At 50.5% G+C, this 21,233-nt stretch carries 18 protein-coding genes; 9 read left to right on the top strand and 9 right to left on the bottom strand.

The features are described 5' to 3' along the window. Positions 1-109 precede the first annotated feature (109 nt). The 6 genes from HMPREF2596_RS06135 to HMPREF2596_RS06110 form a co-directional block, all read right to left on the bottom strand. A complete protein-coding gene (locus tag HMPREF2596_RS06135; protein ID WP_036492804.1) occupies positions 110-1,417 on the bottom strand; it encodes a nucleotide sugar dehydrogenase in 1,308 nt (435 codons plus the stop codon). Between the two features lie 551 nt (positions 1,418-1,968). After that, positions 1,969-3,072 (bottom strand): bifunctional diaminohydroxyphosphoribosylaminopyrimidine deaminase/5-amino-6-(5-phosphoribosylamino)uracil reductase RibD, encoded by a 1,104-nt coding sequence (ribD, locus tag HMPREF2596_RS06130; protein ID WP_070850275.1) that lies wholly within the window; start codon positions 3,070-3,072, stop codon positions 1,969-1,971. 14 nt (positions 3,073-3,086) lie between these two features. Next, positions 3,087-3,539 (bottom strand): transcriptional regulator NrdR, encoded by a 453-nt coding sequence (nrdR, locus tag HMPREF2596_RS06125; protein ID WP_070607152.1) that lies wholly within the window; start codon positions 3,537-3,539, stop codon positions 3,087-3,089. 199 nt (positions 3,540-3,738) lie between these two features. Continuing rightward, positions 3,739-4,581, bottom strand: a complete 843-nt coding sequence (locus HMPREF2596_RS06120) for a class II glutamine amidotransferase (RefSeq protein WP_036492810.1) — start codon at positions 4,579-4,581, stop codon at positions 3,739-3,741. Positions 4,582-4,716: 135 nt separating this feature from the next. Next, complete coding sequence (locus HMPREF2596_RS06115; protein WP_070850273.1) at positions 4,717-5,553, bottom strand: PHP domain-containing protein; 837 nt, start codon at positions 5,551-5,553, stop codon at positions 4,717-4,719. A 60-nt stretch (positions 5,554-5,613) separates the two neighbouring features. Next, complete coding sequence (locus HMPREF2596_RS06110; RefSeq protein ID WP_070850272.1) at positions 5,614-8,010, bottom strand: penicillin-binding protein 1A; 2,397 nt, start codon at positions 8,008-8,010, stop codon at positions 5,614-5,616. A gap of 152 nt (positions 8,011-8,162) precedes the next feature. On the opposite strand from HMPREF2596_RS06110, the gene pilM reads away from it, so the two are divergent. The 7 genes from pilM (at position 8,163) to aroB (ending at position 15,008) form a co-directional block, all read left to right on the top strand. Continuing rightward, the gene (pilM, locus tag HMPREF2596_RS06105; RefSeq protein WP_070850270.1) at positions 8,163-9,254 is read left to right on the top strand and encodes a type IV pilus assembly protein PilM; all 1,092 of its coding nucleotides are present in this window, start codon (positions 8,163-8,165) and stop codon (positions 9,252-9,254) included. Between the two features lie 4 nt (positions 9,255-9,258). Then, the gene (locus HMPREF2596_RS06100; RefSeq protein ID WP_036492821.1) at positions 9,259-9,882 is read left to right on the top strand and encodes a PilN domain-containing protein; all 624 of its coding nucleotides are present in this window, start codon (positions 9,259-9,261) and stop codon (positions 9,880-9,882) included. Then, a complete protein-coding gene (gene pilO, locus HMPREF2596_RS06095; protein WP_070850268.1) occupies positions 9,882-10,553 on the top strand; it encodes a type IV pilus inner membrane component PilO in 672 nt (223 codons plus the stop codon). Before HMPREF2596_RS06100 ends, pilO begins: the two co-directional genes overlap by 1 nt. A gap of 15 nt (positions 10,554-10,568) precedes the next feature. After that, entirely contained in the window at positions 10,569-11,111 is a 543-nt protein-coding gene (locus tag HMPREF2596_RS06090; RefSeq protein ID WP_070850266.1) for a pilus assembly protein PilP, read from the top strand. 20 nt (positions 11,112-11,131) lie between these two features. Further along, positions 11,132-13,264 carry a type IV pilus secretin PilQ gene (pilQ, locus tag HMPREF2596_RS06085; protein ID WP_070850265.1) on the top strand — a complete coding sequence of 711 codons (2,133 nt, stop codon included), beginning with the start codon at positions 11,132-11,134 and terminating at the stop codon, positions 13,262-13,264. A gap of 130 nt (positions 13,265-13,394) precedes the next feature. Further along, positions 13,395-13,907, top strand: coding sequence for a shikimate kinase (locus HMPREF2596_RS11615; protein WP_070850423.1), 513 nt, complete (start codon positions 13,395-13,397; stop codon positions 13,905-13,907). Positions 13,908-13,928: 21 nt separating this feature from the next. After that, positions 13,929-15,008: a 3-dehydroquinate synthase gene (gene aroB / locus HMPREF2596_RS06075; RefSeq protein WP_070850263.1), complete on the top strand. Its 1,080-nt coding sequence runs from the start codon at positions 13,929-13,931 to the stop codon at positions 15,006-15,008. 129 nt (positions 15,009-15,137) lie between these two features. Here the strand turns inward: aroB and HMPREF2596_RS06070 are convergent, their stop codons facing one another. The 3 genes from HMPREF2596_RS06070 to HMPREF2596_RS06060 form a co-directional block, all read right to left on the bottom strand. Beyond that, entirely contained in the window at positions 15,138-16,451 is a 1,314-nt protein-coding gene (locus HMPREF2596_RS06070) for a sensor histidine kinase (RefSeq protein ID WP_070850261.1), read from the bottom strand. Positions 16,452-16,480: 29 nt separating this feature from the next. Then, positions 16,481-17,158, bottom strand: coding sequence for a response regulator (locus HMPREF2596_RS06065; protein ID WP_070850259.1), 678 nt, complete (start codon positions 17,156-17,158; stop codon positions 16,481-16,483). Positions 17,159-17,302: 144 nt separating this feature from the next. Next, a complete protein-coding gene (locus tag HMPREF2596_RS06060) occupies positions 17,303-17,869 on the bottom strand; it encodes an NADPH-dependent FMN reductase (RefSeq protein WP_070850257.1) in 567 nt (188 codons plus the stop codon). A gap of 136 nt (positions 17,870-18,005) precedes the next feature. Here HMPREF2596_RS06060 and HMPREF2596_RS06055 point away from each other — a divergent pair, with 136 nt between their 5' ends. Then, complete coding sequence (locus HMPREF2596_RS06055; protein WP_070850255.1) at positions 18,006-19,433, top strand: MFS transporter; 1,428 nt, start codon at positions 18,006-18,008, stop codon at positions 19,431-19,433. A gap of 70 nt (positions 19,434-19,503) precedes the next feature. After that, the gene (gene dacB / locus HMPREF2596_RS06050; RefSeq protein ID WP_070850253.1) at positions 19,504-20,916 is read left to right on the top strand and encodes a D-alanyl-D-alanine carboxypeptidase/D-alanyl-D-alanine endopeptidase; all 1,413 of its coding nucleotides are present in this window, start codon (positions 19,504-19,506) and stop codon (positions 20,914-20,916) included. Positions 20,917-21,233: the final 317 nt, after the last annotated feature.

The following is a 21,233-nucleotide window of genomic DNA, read 5'->3' as shown; positions in this document are numbered from 1 at the left end:
TGTTACCGTTGCCGGTTTCCCAAGGCCGTCTGAAAAACAAATGGCCTTGGGAAACCGGCCGCCGTCCCGGTCGGAAAACCGGAGGCAGCCGGATGCGTCTGAAGCAAGATTATGCTTTGATGACTTTAGGATTTTTCACTGGGAATTTGCCGCGCGTATCGACAATCAGTTTGGCATGTTCGGTGATCATGTCATAGTCGAATTTGTCGTGATCGGTGGTCAGAACCACGCAGTCGTATTGGGCGACAGTTTCAGGGGTCAGCGCTTCACTCTTCAGGTCGAAGTAGTGGTGGCCGGGGATGTGTGGGAATTCTGGAACGTGCGGGTCGGAGTAGGAAACCACTGCGCCCAGTTTGTGCAGGCGGTCCATCACTTCCACAGACGGGCTTTCACGCATATCGTCCACGTTTTTCTTGTAGGCGATACCCAATACCAAGATTTTGCTGTCTTTGATGGAACGGTTGTGGTCGTTCAAAGCCAGGCCGACTTTTTCGATAACGTAGTCGGGCATATGGGAGTTCACTTCGCCGGCCAGCTCGATGAAACGTGTGTTTACACCGTATTCGCGTGCTTTCCAAGTCAGGTAGAACGGGTCGATAGGGATACAGTGGCCGCCCAAGCCAGGGCCTGGGTAATAAGCAACGAAGCCGAACGGTTTGGTTGCAGCGGCATTGATGACTTCGTGAATGTCGATGCCCATTTTGTCGGCAACGATTTTCATCTCATTCACCAAACCGATGTTTACGGCGCGGTGGATGTTTTCCAGAAGTTTGGTCAGTTCGGCAGCTTTGGTGGAGCTTACTGGAACAACTTTATCGATGGCAGGTTGGTACAGCGCAAGGCCGACTTCCAAACAAGCAGGGGTATGGCCGCCGATGACTTTTGGAATGGTACGGGTTTCAAAGTTAGGGTTACCCGGGTCTTCACGCTCAGGAGAGTAAACCAAGAACACGTCTTGACCGACTTTCAAGCCGCCTTCTTCCATGCGTGGCAGCAATTCTTCTTCGGTAGTACCGGGGTAGGTAGTAGATTCCAAAGACAGCACTTGACCGGCGCGCAGGTAAGGTTTGACCGCGTCGGTAGTGTCGATCACAAAGCTCATGTCCGGTTCGCGGTATTTGTTCAGCGGAGTCGGTACGCACAAAATCACGGCTTCTACTTCGCCGATGCGGGAGAAGTCGGTCGTTGCTTCAAACAGGCTGTTGGAAGCAGCGGCAATTTTGTCGGAAGGGATATGCTCGATGTAGCTTTCGCCTTTGTTGAGCTTGTCGACTTTGGTTTTGTCGATGTCGAAACCCAAAACTTGGTAACCGATGTCCACATAGCGCAGCATCAGTGGTAAACCAACGTAGCCTAAGCCGACGATGCCGATTTTTGCGGTCTTATCGGCAAATTTTTGTATCGTAATGTTTTTCATGATGTCTTTCGTGTAATGAATGAGTAAATCGGGAGTGTTTGCCCGATGCCTGAGTTGTTTGCTGCTGCCGTATCGTGTGAAGCCTCAAAACCGTACTTATAATCCCAGCAGACGAAATCATAAGCATTTATCAGATTCGTCTCAATCAAAAAAGTTTAACGGTCGTTCAGACGGCCTCTGAGGTATGGAAACGGTAATTTTGAATATTTAATTTTAAAAGGTTTTATGCAACTACATGTTTTAATTTTGGATAATTTTCTGTCAAATGCTTGGTTCATGAAATCAAGCTGTCGGTTATGCCGTTTAAAACCCTTTTAGAATAAAAACTTTTAATAAATTTTCTCGGCTTAACTTATTTTAAAAGTTTATTATTTCGTGAAGAAAAAAAGAATTTTGTTGACAATTAGGTTAATTATAATGAGCCTAAGTCAAAGGTTTAAATTGAAATACGCTATAGTCATTATAATAGATTGATGAAAAAATCACATTTATTGCTATATAAACAATAGAATAACTCTATTGAAAATAATTAAATTATTTATGACAAGCAATCAGACGGATTTTTTCCGTAGAACCCATTTAATGTCCTGCCCGATGATTTCTACCGATTGACTCAGCCAGGGGCCGTCTGAAAGTAGGGCGGCCGGATTTTCAGGAAGGGAGAAAAGAGGTTTGCCTGCGCCTAACAGTTTCGGTGCTTGGTAGAGGACGATTTCATCCACCAAGTCATCCTTCAGGAAGGCTGAAGCAAGTGTTGAGCCGGCTTCTACCAGAACTTCGCCAAAGCCAAGCTCTGCCAGTTGCGGCATGAGCGAAAGAAGATTGATGCGGCCGTTGATGTGTTCAGACGGCCTGATGATGCGGATATGTTCAAATTTACCCAGCGCCTGCAAACGTTGTTCGTCTGAGGAAAGGGTAACGATAACGGTCGGGCTGTCGGTATCGGTCACGAGGTGGCAGTCCAAAGGGATTTGCAGCCGGCTGTCTAAGACGATGCGCGCAGGTTGGCGCAAGGTGGGGAAGCTGCGGACGTTGAGTTTCGGGTTGTCGGCAAGTACGGTACCGATACCGGTCAAAACGGCGCAACTTTCGGCGCGGAGAATCTGTACGTCTTCGCGCGCCGCTTCGCCGGTAATCCAAAAGCTGCGGCCGTCTAAAAGGGCGGTTTTGCCGTCCAAACTGGCGGCGCATTTGAGGCGGATAAACGGTCTGCCGCGTTCGATACGCGACAGGAAACCGCGGTTGAGCTCGCGCGCCTGCGCTTCCAGCAGACCGCTTTCGGTACGGATTCCGGCGGCTTCCAGCATGGACAAACCTTTGCTTGCGACCAATGGATTAGGGTCGGTCATGGCGGCGACCACGCGCGCTACGCCGGAATGAATCAGCGCTTCGGCGCATGGCGGCGTGCGGCCGTAATGGCTGCAAGGTTCCAGCGTGACATAGGCTGTTGCGCCTTTTGCCGCCGCTTGGGCCTGCCTCAAGGCGTGAACTTCGGCGTGCGGCTCACCTGCTTTGACGTGGAAACCTTGTCCGACGATTTGGGCGCCGTGTGCAATGACGCAACCGACGCGGGGATTGGGGGAAGTAGAAAACCGCCCAAGCTTGGCCAGCTCGAGGGCGGTTTGCATCATTTGGGTATCAAGTGCGGAAAACATGGTTTCAGACGGCCTTATTTGGCTTTGCATTCGGCGATGACTTGGGTGAATTCGGAAACGTCTTTAAAGCTTTTATAGACGGACGCGAAGCGGACATAGGCAACTTGGTCGATTTTTGCCAGCTCCTCCATCGCCATTTCGCCGACGATGCGCGAAGCGACTTCTTTTTTGCCCAAACGGTAGAGGCGCTGCTCGATCAGGGCAACGGTTTCATCGATTTGTTCTTGCGTGACAGGGCGTTTGTGCAGCGCGCGCTCAAGGCTGGTCTGCAGTTTGTGCGCATTGAAGGGAACCCGTGTGCCGTTGGATTTGATGACTTGCGGCATCCGCATTTCAACGGTTTCAAAAGTGCTGAAGCGTTGTCCGCATTCCAAGCATTTGCGGCGACGGCGGATGCTGTTGGTGTCTTCCAGCCATCGCGAGTCGGTTACTTGAGTGTTGGGGTGTTGGCAAAACGGGCACTTCATCGGGTTTCCTTGTCATACGCTCGGCAAGGTCGCTAAGCAATTGAATTTATTGTTTGTGAACTATTATTGTAGCGGATTGCGTTATTTTCGTATAGTAAAGGCTTTTGCGTAGAATTTAGGTATAAAAAGGCCGTCTGAAAGGGCAACTTTGGCGAAGTCGGGCTTTCAGACGGCCTTGTGTTTTTCAGTCAATCAAACGTCAAACCGATACGCCGACGGCACGGGCGATTTCCAAACCTTCTTCCGCGCTCATGTAAACCGGATTGTCGGGGCGGTCGCTGAGGACAATGTCGCCGTCTTGAAACATCACCAATTCATTGACTGCCAATTGCGACCAGGTCTCATCTCGCGTCAGAGGCAGGGTGGCGATAACGGAGACTTTATCGTTCGGGGTGGTTACTTCTGAAAAATCGACCATGACATCATCGTCCAGCAAACGCGCTTTGCCAAACGGGGCTTTGCGCACGATGTAGTGAAGCAAGGTGCTGGCATGGGCAAACAGGCAGTCGCCGTTGGACATCACGAAATTAAACAAGCCGTAGCGGCGGATTTCATGGGTCAGGCCGGCAATGGCGTCAAACAAAACTTCAGGTTCTGGCTTGGTGGCAAAGCGGCTGCGCAGGCGGTTGAGAATAAAGCAGAACGCGCGTTCGGAATCGGTTGAGCCGACGGCATGGTAGTACTCACCCTGCTCGGGGAAAAAATCAATCAAATGGCCGTTGTGGGCAAACAGCCAATATTCGCCCCACATCTCGCGCATGAAGGGATGAGTGTTCGCCAATGAGGTCTGGCCTTGTGAGGCCTTGCGGATATGGGCGATAACGTTTTCAGATTTGATTTGGTAGGCGCGTACCAAGTCGGCAACGGGCGAGTTGGCGCTGGGTTTGTCGTCGTGAAACAAGCGCACGCCTTTGCCTTCGAAAAAGCCGATACCGAAGCCGTCGGCGTGGTGGTCGGTAATGCCGCCGCGACGGCGGAAGCCTTCAAAAGAAAACATGATGTCTGTGGGAGTGTTGCAATTCATGCCGAGCAGTTGGCACATGGTGTTAACCTTTATTTTTGGGGTATTTATAGGGTTATTATGGTGTATCGGGCAGGCAGTTTCAATATGTAGAGTGTGATATGTTTATAACTGTCTCATACTTGGCGGGCCGTCTGAAAAATTGCTGTCAAAAATTCAGACGGCCTTAAAGTGTTCCCAGACCGGGCGGCATTGTTCGGGTAGGTCGGGGCAGGCGCCGAGTATGCCGCCGCTGAAGTCGTTGGGGCGGTGGAAGTCGCTGCCTGCACTGGCGAGAAAGTCGAAGCGGTCGGCAAGCAGGGCATAGTTGAGGCGGTCGTTTTTGCAGCAGTTGCCGCTGTGTACTTCAATCCCCGCGCCGCCGAGATTTTTGAATTCTTGAAACAGGTTTCGTTTGGCGGTGGCGGATAATTCATAGCGCATCGGGTGGGCAATAATGGCCATGCCGCCTGCGCCTGTAATCGCGGCTACGCAGTCTTCCAGTGTGGCCCATTCGTGTCTGACGGAACAGGATTTGCCGTCGCCCAGGTATTTGGTAAACGCTTGCTGTTTGTTTTTGACATGGCCTGCACGGATGAGGAATTCGGCAATGTGGGTGCGGCTGGCCATTTCTTTGTTGGCGGCCAATGCCAGTGCGCCTTCATACGCGCCTGTGATGCCTTTTTTCTCCAGTTTGGCCGCGATGGCTTCCAATCGTTTCAGACGGCCTTTGCGGACTTCGGCAAGCAGGTTTTGCAGGGTTTCGTTGTGTTCGTCAAAGTCCAAGCCGACAACGTGGATGGTACGGCCGCGCCAAGTGACGGATATTTCCACGCCGTTGACGAAGGGGAGGCCGAGGGTATCGGCTTCGGCGCGAGCTTCGGCCAGTCCGCCGGTGTGGTCGTGGTCGGTCAGGGCGAGCAGGGTGCAACCGTTTTGACGGGCGAGTCGGACGACTTCGGTTGGGGAGAGCATGCCGTCTGAAACGGTCGAATGGCAGTGTAAATCAATCATGGTTTTGCTTTGAATTTTCTCAAAAAAGGCCGTCTGAACGTTTCAGACGGCCTTGATTTGTTAGAACAGAGAGTCCAGTTGTTGTTTGTTATTGTTGCCGGTATTGCTTGGCAGAACTGGGGTTTCGTCTAATTCTTCACGGGCTGGCGCATTGCCGCTCTCGGTGCGACGGCGGTTTTCATTCGGAACCGCGCGACGGGCAGGTTGAGCGGGGCGCGGTGCAACGCCGCTGTTGTCCAAGGCCAGGTCGGAGCTGGTGGTCATGCGTTCGCGCATATACACTTCGCCGCCGTTCGAAACCACGCCCTCAGGGGCTTTCATCGGTTTGACGCCGGTGCCTTTCAGGGCGAAGCGCATGTATTCTACCCATACCGGTACGGCGATTGTACCACCGTAACCTGCACGACCCATGCTGCGCGGTTTGTCAAAGCCGATATAGACGGCAGTCACAACGCTAGGGTTGAAGCCGACAAACCATGCGTCTTTGTTGTCGTTGGTGGTACCGGTTTTACCGGCGATGTCGGCGCGGCCGAGTGCGGCTGCACCGCGTGCTGTACCGACACGGACAACGTCTTGCATGATTTTGTACATGATGTAGGCGTTGCGCGGGTCAATGGCCTGAGGCGCGTTTTCACCGGCTACCAAAGGCTGCATTTGCGCTCTCAGACGGCCTTGGCTGTCGTAGATTTTGTCGATGACGTGTGCGGACACTTTGTAACCGCCGTTGGCAAAGACGCTGTAACCTTCTGCAATACGCAACGGTGTGGTTTCGCCTGTACCCAAAGCCATAGACAGGCTGGCAGGAATTTCAGATGGCTTGAAGCCGAAGCGTTGGATGTATTGTTGCGCGTAACCGATACCGATAGACATCAGGATGCGGATGGACACCATGTTTTTCGAAGCGGTCAAAGCCTGACGCAGCGTGATGTAACCGGAGTAGCGGCCGTCTGCATTTTTCGGGTTCCACGCTTTGCCGTTTGCACCTTTGCCCGGCAGGGAAATCGGCGCATCGTTAATCATGGTGGAAGCAGTCATGCCTTTTGCCAAGGCGGCGGAATAAACGAACGGTTTGAACGTCGAGCCGGGTTGGCGCATGGCTTGAGTTGCGCGGTTGAAGGTTTTGCTGTGGTAGTCGTAGCCACCGACCAATGCGCGGACTGCGCCGGTTTTCGCATCTAAAGACACCAATGCGCCTTGCAGCAAAGGCTCTTGAACGACGGTAAAGGTATCGCCACTGCCTTTAACGCGGATAACGGAGCCGCGGCGGATGCGGTCTTCGCCCATTTTTTCGTTGTTGACGGCGCGGGCGGCAAAGCCTAAAGCGTGGCTGTTCAGCGTCACTTTACGGCCGCTCGGCAACTGAATCTGTACACCTTTGCGGGAGGCTTCCAATACAACCGCCGGAATCATTTTATCGACGGTGTAAAGTGTAGAAAGGTATTGGCTGACGGTTTCTTCTACGTTGTCGCTTTTGCTCAGGTCGATGTAATTTTCTGCACCGCGGTAGCTGCTGCCGCGGTCGAAATTGCGCAGGACTTTACGCAGGGCTTCGGTGGCCACGCGCTGGTGTGCGGTGTCGACGGTGGTGTATACCTTGAAGCCTTGCGTGTAGGCATCTTCACCGTATTTTTCAAACAGCTCTTGGCGCACCATTTCGGCAACGTACAGGGCGCTTTGATCGATGTTTTGTACAAAACGCTCGTAATGCAGCTCTTCTTTCAAAGCCTGATCGCGTTGCTGCAGGGTAATCATGCCTTCTTCCAGCATATTGTTCAGAATATAAGCCTGGCGCAGTTTGGCGCGTTCAGGGTTTACAATCGGATTGTAGGCGGAAGGGGCTTTGGGCAAGCCGGCCAACATGGCGGCTTCGGCCAATGTTAACTCGTTAACATTTTTGTTGAAATAAATTTGGGCGGCAGATGCAAAACCATAAGCGCGTTGACCCAAATAGATTTGGTTGAAGTACAGCTCCAAAATCTTGTCTTTGCTCAAAGACTGCTCGATTTTGTAGGCCAACAGGGCTTCGTTGAACTTACGGGTAAACGAACGCTCGCTGCTCAGGTAGAAGTTTTTGGCAACCTGTTGCGTAATCGTACTGGCACCGGATTGAACGCCGCCGGCCATGACGTTGCCGATTGCGGCGCGCGCCACACCCCAAACGTCCACGCCCCAGTGGTCGTAGAAGCGTTTGTCTTCGGCGGCAATCACGGCATTTTTCAAAACTTTGGGAAAGTCACCGATTTTGGTGAATTCACGCCGTTGCTCGCCGTAAACGCCAATCACTTGGCCGTCTGAAGAATAAATCGTCAGCGGCATTTTGGGTTTGTAGTGTTGTAAAGTGTCCAAAGACGGCAGCTTCGGATAGGTGACCAAAATTGCAATTGCAAGCAGCCCCACACCGAAAAGAGCCAGTCCCAATAAGAGACCCAGGCAGGTCGTTATAATCTTTTTAATCATGACTAAGTAATAATTTGCCATTAATGGCGATAAATAAAGTAAAATGGGAAACGATTTCTATCAGCCACAGTCAATACTGTGCAAAGAATAAGAAGTCCTTTACGGATAACGAAACAGTTACTCACTCCTAAATGATACAGGGAAGTCAAATCATGCGCTTATTTAAAAGCACGAAAGATACCAAAACAGGCAAGGCTTCTAGTGGATTGAACAACCGCTCTGCCATCGGCGTCGATATCAGCCAACATGCCATTAAGATGGTACAACTGACAGGCCGTAGTTTAAACCAAATTCAGCTGGAAAAATACGTTATTACCAAATTGCCTAAAAATATTGTCAAAGGCAACAAAATTCAAGACTACGATCAGCTTGCTACCTACATCCAGCATACTTACGCACAATTACGCAGTTCTTGCAAAAATATTGTTGCGGCCGTGCCACAAAACTTGGCGACAGTCGAACAAATTATTTACAACCCGCGTGATACCGATTTGGACTTGGAAGAGTTTGTCGAAGCGGAAGTCGGCCAATTTGCGCCGATTGAAGAAATGAACTACGACTTTCAAGCCGAAGAAGTCGGTTCGGGTCAGCATGTTTTAGCGGTTGCCGCCAAAAAAGACGATGTCGAGCCGCGCATTGAAATGTTCGAGAATGCGGGCCTGCCTTTGTCTGCTTTGGATTTGGACTTGCTGGCGCAACGCAATGCCTTCGTCTATTGGATGAATACGCATGCCCCCGAGATGGCAGAGGAAAAAGTTGCCGTGTTCGGCATTCATGCGACGCAAATGTATGCCCTGATCCTGCAAAACGGCCGTATTCTTTACAAACAAGAAACGCCGGTCAGCACAGAGCAGCTCAATCAGCTGATTCAGCGGACTTATCAGGTAACGGAAGAAAAAGCCGCGCAAATGATGGCTTCTCAAAACAAGCCTTCCGACTACCAATCTCAGATTGCCGACCGTTTTAACGTACAGGTTGCACAAGAAGTTCAGCGTGTTTTGCAATTTTACTATACCACGCAAGCCACTGATTCTTTCTCCAATATCAAACACATCCTGCTGACCGGCTTTACCGCGCAGCAGGCAGGTTTGGCGGAAAGTATTTTCTCGCAAACCAATACGGCAACAGAATATCTGCATCCGATTTCATATGTGGAACGCAGTGCAAAAGTAGAATTGCCGCAGCTTCAAATTGATGCACCGTCACTGACCTTGGCGTTCGGATTGGCATTAAGGGGACTTTGAGAACATGATTGAATTAACCAGAATCAACCTTCTCCCGTATCGGGAAGAGATTAAACAGCGCAAGCAGCAGCAATTCAAAGTATTGATGCTTGGCGCCTTTGCAGTGGGTTTGGGCTTGGCGGCTGCAACCTATCTCGGTATTGACAACGCCATCAGTAATCAAGAAGGGCGCAACAACTTCCTGCAAACCGAAATCGACAGACTCGATAGGGAATTGGGCGAAATCGATAAACTTCAGCAAGAAAAAGAAGCCTTCTTGGCTAAAAAGCTGAAAGTGGAAGAATTGCAGGAAAAACGCTATCAAGCGGCCTATATCCTTGATTCTTTGAATACGCTTACGCCCGATAATACTTATTTGACCGCGTTGGAAGCCGAAAGCCCGACCAGCTATAAAATCAGCGGTCATGCCATCAGTGACAATAAAATTGCCGTTATGATGCGCTCCCTGCCAAGTACAGGTATTTTCTTGCAGCCTGAATTGTTGAGCATTAAAAAAGTAGATAATTACCAAGAATTTACTTTGAAATCTTCAATCAACCAGGTGAATACGCCGGCTCCTGCACCGACTGCCCAAAGCAGCGGTGAAATGGCCGAACCTGTGGCCGAACCTGCTCCGGAGGCTCAATAATGGCATCTAAAAACCTAAAACAATTGGACGTACAAAACCTGTACCTGCTCAATATGCCTTCAAAACTTTTGCTGGCAGGTTTATTGATTGTCGGCATGTTGGCTTTGGGCTATGTCAGCGTCTTTAAAGATCAGATTGAAACCTTGAATACGCAGGAAGCTAAAGAAGATGAGCTGAAGGAAACCTTTACGCGTAAAAGCATTCAGGCCGCAAGCTTGAACAATCTGAAGGCCGAATTGGCTTCGATTCGTTCTGCATTCGACGTTTTGTTGAAACAATTGCCGACCGACGCGGAAATTCCGAACCTGATTCAAGAATTGCATCAGGCAGGTTCGACCAACGGCTTGCGTTTGGACAGCGTTGCACCGCTCCAACCTGAAAACGATGGCCCGATCCAAAAACTGCCGTATCAGATTTCCATCACAGGCAAATACTCACAGATCAGCCAATTTACCCGTGACGTAGGCGATTTATCGCGCATTATTACGCTGGATTCTTTGAAGCTCGTAAACGCAGGCGAGGATAAAGAAGGCAAAGGCAATAAAGGCGAATTGACATTGAGCGCGATTGCAACGACTTACAAAGCCCGTCCGGCCGAAGAGATTGCCGCTGAATTGGCTGCGCAACAGGCGCAGGAAGAAGGCAAATCTGCCGAGAATGAGCAAAAATAAAAGAATAGGGAAATCATGAAAAAAATCATCTTACTCTTAAGTCTTCTTCCCTTGGCAGCCTGCACGCAAAGCTATGAAGATTTGACTCAATGGATGACGCAAACCCGTCAGGAAGCGAAATCCAAGATTATTCCGTTTGAAGAGCCGACTGTTACATTGCCCAAGCCGTATAACCCTCCAAATTTTAAAGGCTTGAATGCGTTTGATTCACGCCGTTTGGATACTGCCCCCAAAGGCGGTAATGCGCCGGATGTAAACCGTCCGAAAGAAACCTTGGAAGCCTTCAGTCTGGAAAACATGACTTTTGTCGGAACGCTTCAAAGCGGTGGTAAAGTTTCCGGATTTATCAAAGTCAACGACCATGTTTATACCGTTTATCCCGGAAACTACATCGGTCAGAATTACGGCAGAATCCAAAGTATTACTGAAGATAAAATTATCCTGACCGAGCAAGTTGAAGACAGCTACGGCAACTGGGTGTACCGGAAGGCCGAATTGCCGTTGAGTAGCAAAGACGCGGATTCTTCCGATAGCTCAGATAGTTCGAATTCAAATTAATTTAGGGGTCTCACTCGATTATGAAAACCAAGCACATGACAAAATTATTTGCCGGCTTCAGCGTTGCCCTCGCTGTTCAGACGGCCTTTGCAGGCAATATTACCGATATCAACGTTTCCACTTTGCCTGACAACCAAAAAATCATCAAAATCCGTTTCGACAAAGACGTCACCACACCTCATGGTTTTGTAACATCTACTCCGGCGCGTATTGCATTGGATTTTGCTAACACCAATATCCGTTTGCCCCAGCCTGTTTTGGAATATGCCGACCCCTTGCTGAATCAAATTACTGCGGCACAAAACAACGACCGCGCACGCGTGGTTTTGGGTTTGAACAAAATCAGCCAATACAATACTGAAATTCGCGGCAACGAAGTTTGGGTATTCGTAAACGAATCTACTGACCAAACCAATGCGGCCGTTGTAAATGAACGTGCAGCTACACCGTCTACCGCGCGCGCTACTCAGGCTTATCAAGCCGTTTCGGCCGCCAATATCGATTTCCGCAAAGGCGCACGCAATTCCGGCATTATTGAACTGTCTGCTCCGGGTTTCAGCGGACAGCCGGACATCAAACAGCAACGCGACCGCGTCGTTGTTACCTTGAAAAACCATACGCTGCCGACACAAGCGCAACGCAGTTTAGATGTGGCTGACTTCAATACGCCTGTACAAAACGTTACGCTCAAACGTATCGGCAATTCTACCCAGCTCATTATCCGCAACAATAATGCGAATTGGGACATCAATACCAAAGCCTCTTCCGGCCGTTTTGTATTTGAAGTATCGCCTAAAGCCGCCAATACCGAATCCGGCGGCTTGAACCAAAATGCAAACAAATCGTTTAAAGGCCGTAAAATTTCCTTGGATTTCCAAGATGTAGAAGTCCGTACCATTTTGCAGATTTTGGCGAAAGAGTCCGGCTTGAATATTGTTGCCAGCGATACTGTCAAAGGCACCATGACCCTGTCCCTGAAAGATGTACCTTGGGATCAGGCATTGGATTTGGTCATGCAGGCGCGTAATTTGGATATGCGCCGTCAAGGCAACATTATCAATATCGCACCTCGCGATGAATTGTTAGCAAAAGACAAAGCCTTCTTGCAGGCTGAAAAAGAGATTGCCGAATTGGGTCCGCTGTATTCTCAAACCTTCCAGTTGAAATACAAAAACGTGGAAGAATTCCGCAAAATTTTGCGTTTGGAAGAATACGACAGCAATAATTCCAATACCCGCAATACTCTGTTGAGCAACCGAGGCAGCGCCTTAATCGATCCGGCCACCAATACGCTGATCGTAACCGACAACCGCGGCGTGATTGAGAAATTCCGCAAACTGATTGATGAATTGGATGTTCCGACCCGTCAAGTGATGGTTGAAGCGCGCATTGTCGAAGCAGAAGATACCTTCTTCCGCAATTTGGGCGTTAAATTCGGTTCCGGTGGCGCAAGCGGCCGTACGGCATGGGGCAGCAACTGGAGCAATGCACAAACCAATTACAATACCAATGCCTCGTTTAACCGTGGCGACATAGGCTACCGCACATGGTCTTTGGATCCGAACGTCAGCCTGCCGACCGCAGCCGCAGTCAACAGCATTGCGCTGGTGCGTGCGTTCTCGTCCGGCGCATTGGGTTTGGAAATCAGCGCGTCTGAAGAACAAGGTAAGAGCAAAACCATTTCCAATCCGCGCGTGCTGACACAAGACCGTAAAGAAGCCAAAATTGAATCCGGTACGGAAATCCCTTACCAAGAAGCTTCTTCCAGCGGTGCGACTTCGATTACCTTCAAGAAAGCCGTTTTGGGCTTGACCGTAACGCCGAACATTACGCCTGACGGTCAAATCATCATGACTGTGAAGATTAATCGCGATACCCCGATCGACTGTACCGTAGATTCTCTGACAACCAAGTGTATCAACACCAAACACTTGAATACCCAAGCCATGGTTGAAGATGGCGGTACGCTGATTGTCGGCGGTATTTACGAAGAAGAAAGCACCAATGCAGTGAACAAAGTCCCCGTTTTGGGCGATATTCCCGTTGTCGGCAATTTGTTCAAATCACGCGGCAAGCGTGAAAACCGCCGTGAGCTGTTGATTTTCATCACGCCGCGCATTATGGATAATGTAGGTAACAATCTGCGTTATTGATTTTAGAATGACAAACAGGCATATCTGCAAAGGTATGCCTGTTTTCGTTTTCAGACGGCCTTTCGTTTCAGGCCGTCTGAAAAACCACGAACTTTTCCAAGAAACCGCCATATCGTATAAAATGACCCTCATGGAAAAAATCAACGGCAATTTAATTTTAATCGGGCTGATGGGCGCGGGCAAAACCACTTTGGGCAAGCAGCTTGCCCAAATGTTTGAATGCCCGTTTTACGACAGCGACTACGAAATCTGCACTTCTTCGGGCGTATCCATTCCGACCATTTTTGAGATGGAAGGGGAGGAAGGCTTCCGCAACCGCGAAACCAATATGCTGAAAAAGCTCGCTTCCCGGCGCAACATCGTTTTATCGACCGGCGGCGGCTCCGTGTTACGCAGTGAAAACAGACAGATTCTGCGCCAAAACGGTACGGTTGTTTATCTGCATGCCAGCCCTGAAACCTTGCTGGAGCGTACCCGTTACGACAGCAACCGGCCGCTGTTGCAAGTTGCCGATCCTTTGGCCAAACTGCAAGATCTGTATGACCAGCGCGATACGCTGTACCGTCAAACCGCCCATTTCGTTATCGAATCCGACAGCTGCCACAAAACGCTCAAACGGCTGATTGAAATATTGAGCGAATAACACGCTTTACAAAGGAACACCATGCGCACCCTGACTGTCCAAACCCTGTCCCATCAATACCCCATCTTTATCGGGTATAAACTGATCGAGCAGGTCGATACGCTGCTTCAGCCCTATTTAGGCAAAAAAGCGGCCATCATTACCAACGAAACCGTTGCGCCGCTTTATCTCAAGCAACTTCAGACGGCCTTAGACAGACTGGGCGTGCCGCATTTCAGCATTATCCTTCCCGACGGCGAAGAATATAAAAACTGGCAGACGCTCAACCTGATTTACGATGGCTTGATGCAAAACCGTGCCGAGCGCAAAACCACTTTAATCGCTTTGGGCGGCGGCGTGATAGGCGACATGGTCGGTTTTGCCGCGGCAACTTATCAGCGTGGCGCACCTTTTATCCAAGTACCGACCACATTGCTCAGCCAGGTTGATTCCTCGGTCGGCGGTAAGACCGCCATCAACCATCCGCTCGGCAAAAACATGATTGGCGCATTTTATCAGCCACAAGCCGTTTTGGCTGATTTGACCGCCTTGCAAACGCTGCCGCAGCGCGAACTTTCCGCAGGCATGGCCGAAGTCATCAAATACGGCGCATTGGGCGATGCCGAATTTTTTGCTTGGTTGGAAGAAAATATGGCCGACCTGATGGCGCAACATCAAGAAAAAATGGCGGAAGCCGTTTACCATTGCTGCAAAATGAAGGCCGATATTGTTGCCCAAGACGAAACCGAGCAGGGCATCCGCGCATGGCTGAATCTCGGCCACACTTTCGGCCATGCCATCGAAGCCGAAATGGGCTACGGCGTATGGCTGCACGGTGAAGCCGTTGCCGCCGGTTGCGTCCTTGCTTCCCGTTTGTCGCAAATTTTGGGCAAAACCCAACAGGCCGATACCGACCGCATTGCCGCTTTAATGAAAGCCGCCTCCCTCCCGTCTGCGCCGCCTGTTTTCTCATTTGAAAAATGGATTGAACACATGAGCCACGACAAAAAAGTCAGCAGCGGCATCATGCGTTTTGTCGGCTTGGAATACTTGGGCAAAGCCAATATCACTGAAATTACCGATATGGAAATCCTCCGCCAAACCTTGCTGCCGTATTTGTGAGGAATGAAGTAGGTTTGCTTTAAAAGATAAAAAGGCCGTCTGAAAGTCATTTTCAGACGGCCTTTGGTTTTAAAGCGTTTTCATTTATCGGCTTAAAGCTAGATAAACCAATTTGAGCGGGTCAATTATTTAAAGCGTCTTTTTATCCAACTCGGCAATGATCAGCAAGCCGCTGTCAAAGCGTCGGCTGTCGGCCAGTTTCAGACGGCCTTGATGGCGTTTGACAATGGTGTCTGCGATGGAAAGCCCCAGACCGGTGCCTTGTTGTTCGGTGCCGAGAATACGGTAGAAAGGGTCGATAACGCGTTGGCGTTCACTTGGGGGAATGCCGGGGCCGTTGTCTTCCACCCAGATGTTGAGGTATTCGGCGGTTTCGTCAAAGCCCAAATCGATGCGGCCGCCTTTGGGAGTATAGCGGATGGCGTTGTCGGTAAAGGTTTTGATAAGGGTGTAGATTTCGGTGTCGTCGGCGTGGATTTGGCAGTCGTTTTCGACGGCGACGCCGATGTCTTGACCTTTGGCCAGCGCCAGCGGCATGAGTTCCTGCAAGACGCGGCGGAACTGGTTTTGCAGGCTGATCAAGGTTTTGGGGCGTTGGGTTTCGGGTGCTTGGGCGCGTGCGAGGGAGAGGAGTTGCTCGAGCAGGTGGCGGTTGCGCTGTATGCTTTGTTGCAACAGGGCGGACTGCTCGCGCGCTTCGGCGGACAGCTGCATATTGTTGAGCCGCTCTGCCTGAAGGGAAAGGGCGGTCATGGGGCTGCGCAATTCGTGTGCGGCATCGGCGATAAAGCGTTGCTGTTGGCGGACGTTTTCGTCGGTACGTTGCAACAGGTTGTTGATGGCGATGACAAAGCCTTGGATTTCGCTGGGAATGTCTTGCGTGTCTATCGGCGAGAGGTCGTTGATTTGGCGCTGTTCCAAATCGTTGGACAGGGTTTTGACGGAACGCATGGTGCGGTGGGTAATCCAGACGGTGAGTAGGATAATCAGGGGCAGGGCGAGGAGCATGGGGAGGATGCTCTGCACGGCGGCCATTTCGGCCAGCTCTTCGCGGTAGTCGCTTTCCTGCATGACGGCAATGCGGCCTTGTTTGGTGGTGCGGGTGTAAACGCGGTAGTAATCGTCGTCGTCGTCGGCCTGAATGGTGTGCAGGCCGTCTGAAATCTTCTCAGGCAGGCTGACAATGGGGTTGGGCGTATTGGGAAATTGAACGGAAATCTTGTTGTCGTTGTCGAGCGAGTGTTTCTCGTCATCGGCATCGCTCGGGTCGAGATAATTAGCGACTTGGCGCAACAGGTCGTCTTGAACCTCTTGGGTCTCGTGATAAGTATCGTAATAAGAAAATATGCCTGCAAGGATGGAGAGGGGCAGGAGCATGCAGATCAGGGCAAGGCTGATTCGGACTTGCAGGGATTGTTTGATGGTGTGGATAAGGCGTTGCATGGTTTGTGTATTGATATAGTTGTGGTTTTTCAGACGGCCTGGTTGTTTTGTGCAACCAGCCAGCCGACCCCGCGGACGTTTTGAATCGCTTCTTTGCCGAGTTTTTTGCGTAAGGCGTGAATCAGGAAGTCAACGGCGTTGCTTTCGACTTCTTCACCCCAGCCGTAGATTTTGTCTTCCAAATCGCTGCGCGACAGAATCATGCCCGGACGCAGCAGCAGGGCTTGGAGGACGGCAAATTCTTTGTTGCTGAGCATGACGGCCTGTTCCTGTCCGACTACTTCCGCCTGATGGGTGGAAGGGTTGAGCGTGATGATGCCGTTGGTCAGCAGCGTTTGCGCCTGTCCGCCGTGTCGGCGCAATACGGCGCGCATACGAGCTTGCAGTTCCGCCATGTCGAAGGGTTTGACGATGTAGTCGTCTGCGCCGCCGTCCAGGCCGTTGAGGCGGCTGTGCAAATCATCGCGCGCGGTTACGATTAAGACGGGAACGGTACAGCCGCCGTTGCGGATTTGCGCCAATACGTCCAAACCGTCTTTGCCGGGCAAACCCAAACCCAAGAGCAGCAAATCGTATGCCTGCGCCGCCACTGCCGCGGCCACTTCCGAACCGCGGCTGACCCAATCGACAGCGTAGCCGGCGTCTTTCAGATTGGCGCTGACGGCTTGGGCAATCATGGCATCGTCTTCAATCAATAATACGCGCATGGAAGTTCTCCAAAGGATGGGCGGACAGTGATTATAACCGCACTCAATTAGTAAAAATTTAGGAAGGGTTGAAAAACTGATTTTTGCAAACGATGAGGCCGTCTGAAATTCGGTTTTCAGACGGCCTGTATGCTTCAATCCCGATTATTTAGGGTTTTTCTCAATCAAGGCAACCAGTTGGTCGATATAGCCTTGAACAAAGCCGCGCGCGGATTCGATGAGTCGGCCGTTGTCGTCAAACAGGGTGGGCGAGTTGCCGAGGAACACTTCCGGCTGGCCGGTCAGCGGCATATCGAAATATGAGAGAGCAAGGCGCAGATTTTTTTGCGCGCTATAACCGCCCATTTTGCCGACGGAATGGCTGATGATGCCGGCCGGTGTTTTTTTCCAGGCAACATCGGCATTGGGTTTGGAGCCGATGTCGATGGCGTTTTTCAGGCAGGCAGGGACGGTACGGTTGTTTTCGGAAGTCACGAACAATACGCCGGCAGAGGCTTTGATGGTTTCGCGGAACTCGGTATAGCTGGGCGGAGTGGGGAAGTCGGTAACGGCAGGATCGTCGTAGTTGAAGTTATACAAAGGTAAATGGCCGATTTCGACGATTTGCGCTTCGTAGCCTTCGGGGAACATGGAAATGACGTTTTGTGCAATTTTTCGTGCGAACGAACCTTTACGCAGGCTGCCGACCAAGATGCTGACTTTTTTTGACATGTTTTTCTCCTGTTTGATAATAAAAATGAAGACTATTCTAGATTTTAGTGTTGTCTATGGATGCGGTCAAGGTTTCAGACGGCCTGTCAAAACAGTTTATGCTAAAATAACAGTTTCGCTGATATTTCAAATTATTATGCACGCTTCTGATTTTCAAGAAAATGATACGGCGCACGAATACCACGCCGACAATCCTGATTTTCCTGCTAAAACCATTGTGGCGACGCTGTTTATCGGTGCATTTTTCGGCTATCTCAACGATACTCTGCTGAATGTCGCGCTTACGCCGATTATGAAGGATTTCGGGGTCGATAAGACGACGGTTCAATGGCTGACGACGGGCTTTTTGCTGGTGATGGGCGCGTTTACGCCGATTACGGCAGGCGTGATTCAATGGTTTGAAACGCGCAAAATGGTGCTGTTTACGCAGGCAACGTTTTTGGCCGGTTCGATGATTTGCGCGTTTGCGCCGACTTTCGGAATTTTGGTTGTGGGGAGGATGGTGCAGGCGGTGTCTGCCGCGTTTTTCGTCCCGCTCCTGTTTAACGGCATTTTGTCGATTTACCCGCCCAACAAGCGCGGAACGGCGATGGGCGTGATTACCATGATGTTCACCGCCGCGCCCGCGATGGGGCCGACGCTGTCGGGCATCATCATCGACCACACGCATTGGCGCGTGCTGTTCGGTTTTACCGCGCCGTTTATGTTGGCGGCGATGCTGTTGGTGGGCAAATATTTGACGGTTAATTTGAGCAACATCAGCCGTCCGAAAATCGATATGTTGTCGGCTGTGCTGTCGATTGCGGGCTTCGGCGGGCTGGTGTATGCGAGCAGTAATTTCGCCCATTTGCCGCTGGTGGAATTCATCCTGCTCTTTGTCGCTTCCGTTTTACTGGTGGGTTGGTTTGCACACCGTCAGTTCCGTTTGGCGACGCCTTTGTTGAACCTTCGTGCGTTTGAATACAAGCAGTTCAGATATTGCGTTGTGATTTTGGCCGGCGCGGTATTCCTGTTTTTGGGATTGGAACTGATGGTGCCGATGTACACGCAGCAAGTGCTGATGCTGACCGGTACGGCAACCGGCCTGATCCTGATGCCCGCCAGCATTGCCCAAGCGGTTGCCGCGCCTTTGTTCGGCAAATTGTTGGACAAAAAGGGCGGACGCTTTGTAGTCTTGCCGGCAACCGTGATGCTGGTGGTGTCATTGGCGGTATTGTGGCTGTTTTTACGGATTGACACGCAAGTGATGATGCTGACAGCGATGTTTACGCTGTTGGCGGTGTCCGTGTCTGCCTGCGTAACCGGTGAAACCCATGGTCTGAATTCATTACCGAAAACGCTCAATCCGCACGGCGCAGCAATTTTGACTACCATCAATCCGATTGCCGGTGCCATCGGCGCGGCGTTTTTTGTCGGTGCAACCAATATCGGCGAGAAGCTCTCCGGTGCAAATATGCCGCAACAGGCAATGTTGGACGGTATCCATTTGGCGATGGGTTGCGCCTTGGTTGTCGGTGTCGTTGTCGTTATGTTTGCTTTGCGTTTGAAAGCGCACCAGAAATAAATAACAGGCCGTCTGAAACGTTCAGACGGCCTCAGTACCTCGTACAGATGTATCAATTTTTCGTAACACAATGAAGTTAAAAAATATTTTATTAATCAGCCTGATGGTGGCGGCGTGTCCGTCATGGGCTTTGGATTTCGGCCGTATTCCTGAAAATGAAATTTCCGTTTATGTGCAGGAACTGGACAGCGGTAAAGTGATTGTGGAACACCGTGCCGATGAGTTGCGCAATCCTGCTTCAACCATGAAGCTGGTAACGGCGTTTACCGCATTTCGTATGCTGGGCGGTGATTATCGTTGGAAAACCGAGTTTAAAACCAACGGCGCAATCAAAGGCGATACGCTGAAAGGCAATGTGTATTGGGTGGGGAGCGGCGATCCTGTGTTTGACCAGCATGATCTGGTGCAAATGCAGCAACAGATGCGCGATAAGGGCATACGCCATATTGACGGACATCTGATACTCGACCGCAGTCTCTGGGGCGATGTGAAGAATCCGGATGATTTTGCTTCCGATTCTGCCGAAAGCTTTATGACGCCGCCCGACCCTAATATGTTGGCGTATAAAACCGTTGAACTTAGCGCCGAAAAAGAAGCAGACGGACGCTTGGTCATCCGTACCAATCCGCCGCTGCCGAATCTGAATATTCAAAATAAATTGACGCTTGAAGATAAGGAAGGGAAGTGCAGCGTTTTAAAAAACCACATGAAGACTTCCTATAAAAACAATACGCTGACCGTATCGGGCAAGCTGCCGGAAAGCTGCTTGGGCAAAGAGCTGTATTTGAATATGTACAGCATGAAAGAATTTGTCGGCAAAAGTTTTGTCAACCAATGGCGTCAACAAGACGGCACGGTTTCAGACGGCCTGACGACAGGTGTCGCGCCTCATGACGCGCATGTGTTGGCGAGCCATCTATCCAAACCGCTTGCCGATATCCTCACCGATATGAACAAGCATTCCAATAATCTGATTGCCCGTTCGGTTTTCCTTAAATTTGCCGGACATATATCTGATTACCAGCAGGCGCAGGCCAAGGCTGCCTCTATCGTAAAAAGCGAGTTGGCGGTTGCCGGTATCAATACGGAAGGGCTGGTGTTGGAAAACGGCTCAGGCCTGTCCCGCGTAGAACGGCTCAATGCGCGAATGATGGCGCAAATGTTGGAAAAAGCCTACTTCAGCCCGTTTAAAAACGAGTTTATCAGTACGCTGCCGATTGCCGGTAAAGACGGCACGCTTAAAACGCGCTTGAAACAGCCCGGTGAAAACCTGCGCCTCAAAACCGGTACGCTCAAAGATGTCCGCGCACTGGCTGGGTATTGGTTGGGCGAAAAACCGTTGTTGGTTGTCGTCATTATCAATAGCCAGAAATCAACCGATTATCTACGCGACTTGGATAAGCTGGTGTCTAAAATCGTTCAGCCGGGCGGAGATCATTGGATTGATGCTAAAGCCTCCTGCATGATTAGGTATCAGGCTTGATAAGCTAAAAAAAGGCCGTCTGAAAATGTATTGACGTTTCAGACGGCCTTTGTGTAAGAGGGGCAAGTATTTATGTCTATTTTGAAGGATGATTCAGGGATTGGATGAATAAGCGTTTGGTGTGAATCAGCTTGAGATGGATGGTTTTATCTTTGGTATTGAAGACGTATGTTTTAAGTTTATTTCCGGCTTCTCTTGTCTAAATAATCAGGCTCTTTACGAAAAGGCATAGGGTACAGACGAAAAAAATACCGGTAAAAACCAGTATTTTTTATTTTTAACTTGATGGCGCGGCGGACGGGGCTCGAACCCGCGAC

The sequence above is a fragment of the Neisseria sp. HMSC078C12 genome, from assembly GCF_001838065.1.
Taxonomy (GTDB): Bacteria; Pseudomonadota; Gammaproteobacteria; order Burkholderiales; family Neisseriaceae; genus Neisseria.
The sequence above is the reverse complement of the archived record's forward strand: the minus strand, read 5'-3'. Positions and strand labels throughout refer to the sequence as shown.

Coding starts and splice junctions, on each gene's coding strand:
- dacB (WP_070850253.1), top strand. CDS start 19,504: ATGAAGTTAAAAAATATTTTATTAATCAGCCTGATGGTGGCGGCGTGT.
- aroB (WP_070850263.1), top strand. CDS start 13,929: ATGCGCACCCTGACTGTCCAAACCCTGTCCCATCAATACCCCATCTTT.
- HMPREF2596_RS06110 (WP_070850272.1), bottom strand. CDS start 8,010: ATGATTAAAAAGATTATAACGACCTGCCTGGGTCTCTTATTGGGACTG.
- HMPREF2596_RS06065 (WP_070850259.1), bottom strand. CDS start 17,158: ATGCGCGTATTATTGATTGAAGACGATGCCATGATTGCCCAAGCCGTC.
- HMPREF2596_RS06090 (WP_070850266.1), top strand. CDS start 10,569: ATGAAAAAAATCATCTTACTCTTAAGTCTTCTTCCCTTGGCAGCCTGC.
- HMPREF2596_RS06100 (WP_036492821.1), top strand. CDS start 9,259: ATGATTGAATTAACCAGAATCAACCTTCTCCCGTATCGGGAAGAGATT.
- HMPREF2596_RS06060 (WP_070850257.1), bottom strand. CDS start 17,869: ATGTCAAAAAAAGTCAGCATCTTGGTCGGCAGCCTGCGTAAAGGTTCG.
- HMPREF2596_RS06115 (WP_070850273.1), bottom strand. CDS start 5,553: ATGATTGATTTACACTGCCATTCGACCGTTTCAGACGGCATGCTCTCC.
- ribD (WP_070850275.1), bottom strand. CDS start 3,072: ATGTTTTCCGCACTTGATACCCAAATGATGCAAACCGCCCTCGAGCTG.
- pilO (WP_070850268.1), top strand. CDS start 9,882: ATGGCATCTAAAAACCTAAAACAATTGGACGTACAAAACCTGTACCTG.
- HMPREF2596_RS06135 (WP_036492804.1), bottom strand. CDS start 1,417: ATGAAAAACATTACGATACAAAAATTTGCCGATAAGACCGCAAAAATC.
- HMPREF2596_RS06120 (WP_036492810.1), bottom strand. CDS start 4,581: ATGTGCCAACTGCTCGGCATGAATTGCAACACTCCCACAGACATCATG.
- nrdR (WP_070607152.1), bottom strand. CDS start 3,539: ATGAAGTGCCCGTTTTGCCAACACCCCAACACTCAAGTAACCGACTCG.
- HMPREF2596_RS11615 (WP_070850423.1), top strand. CDS start 13,395: ATGGAAAAAATCAACGGCAATTTAATTTTAATCGGGCTGATGGGCGCG.
- HMPREF2596_RS06055 (WP_070850255.1), top strand. CDS start 18,006: ATGCACGCTTCTGATTTTCAAGAAAATGATACGGCGCACGAATACCAC.
- HMPREF2596_RS06070 (WP_070850261.1), bottom strand. CDS start 16,451: ATGCAACGCCTTATCCACACCATCAAACAATCCCTGCAAGTCCGAATC.
- pilQ (WP_070850265.1), top strand. CDS start 11,132: ATGAAAACCAAGCACATGACAAAATTATTTGCCGGCTTCAGCGTTGCC.
- pilM (WP_070850270.1), top strand. CDS start 8,163: ATGCGCTTATTTAAAAGCACGAAAGATACCAAAACAGGCAAGGCTTCT.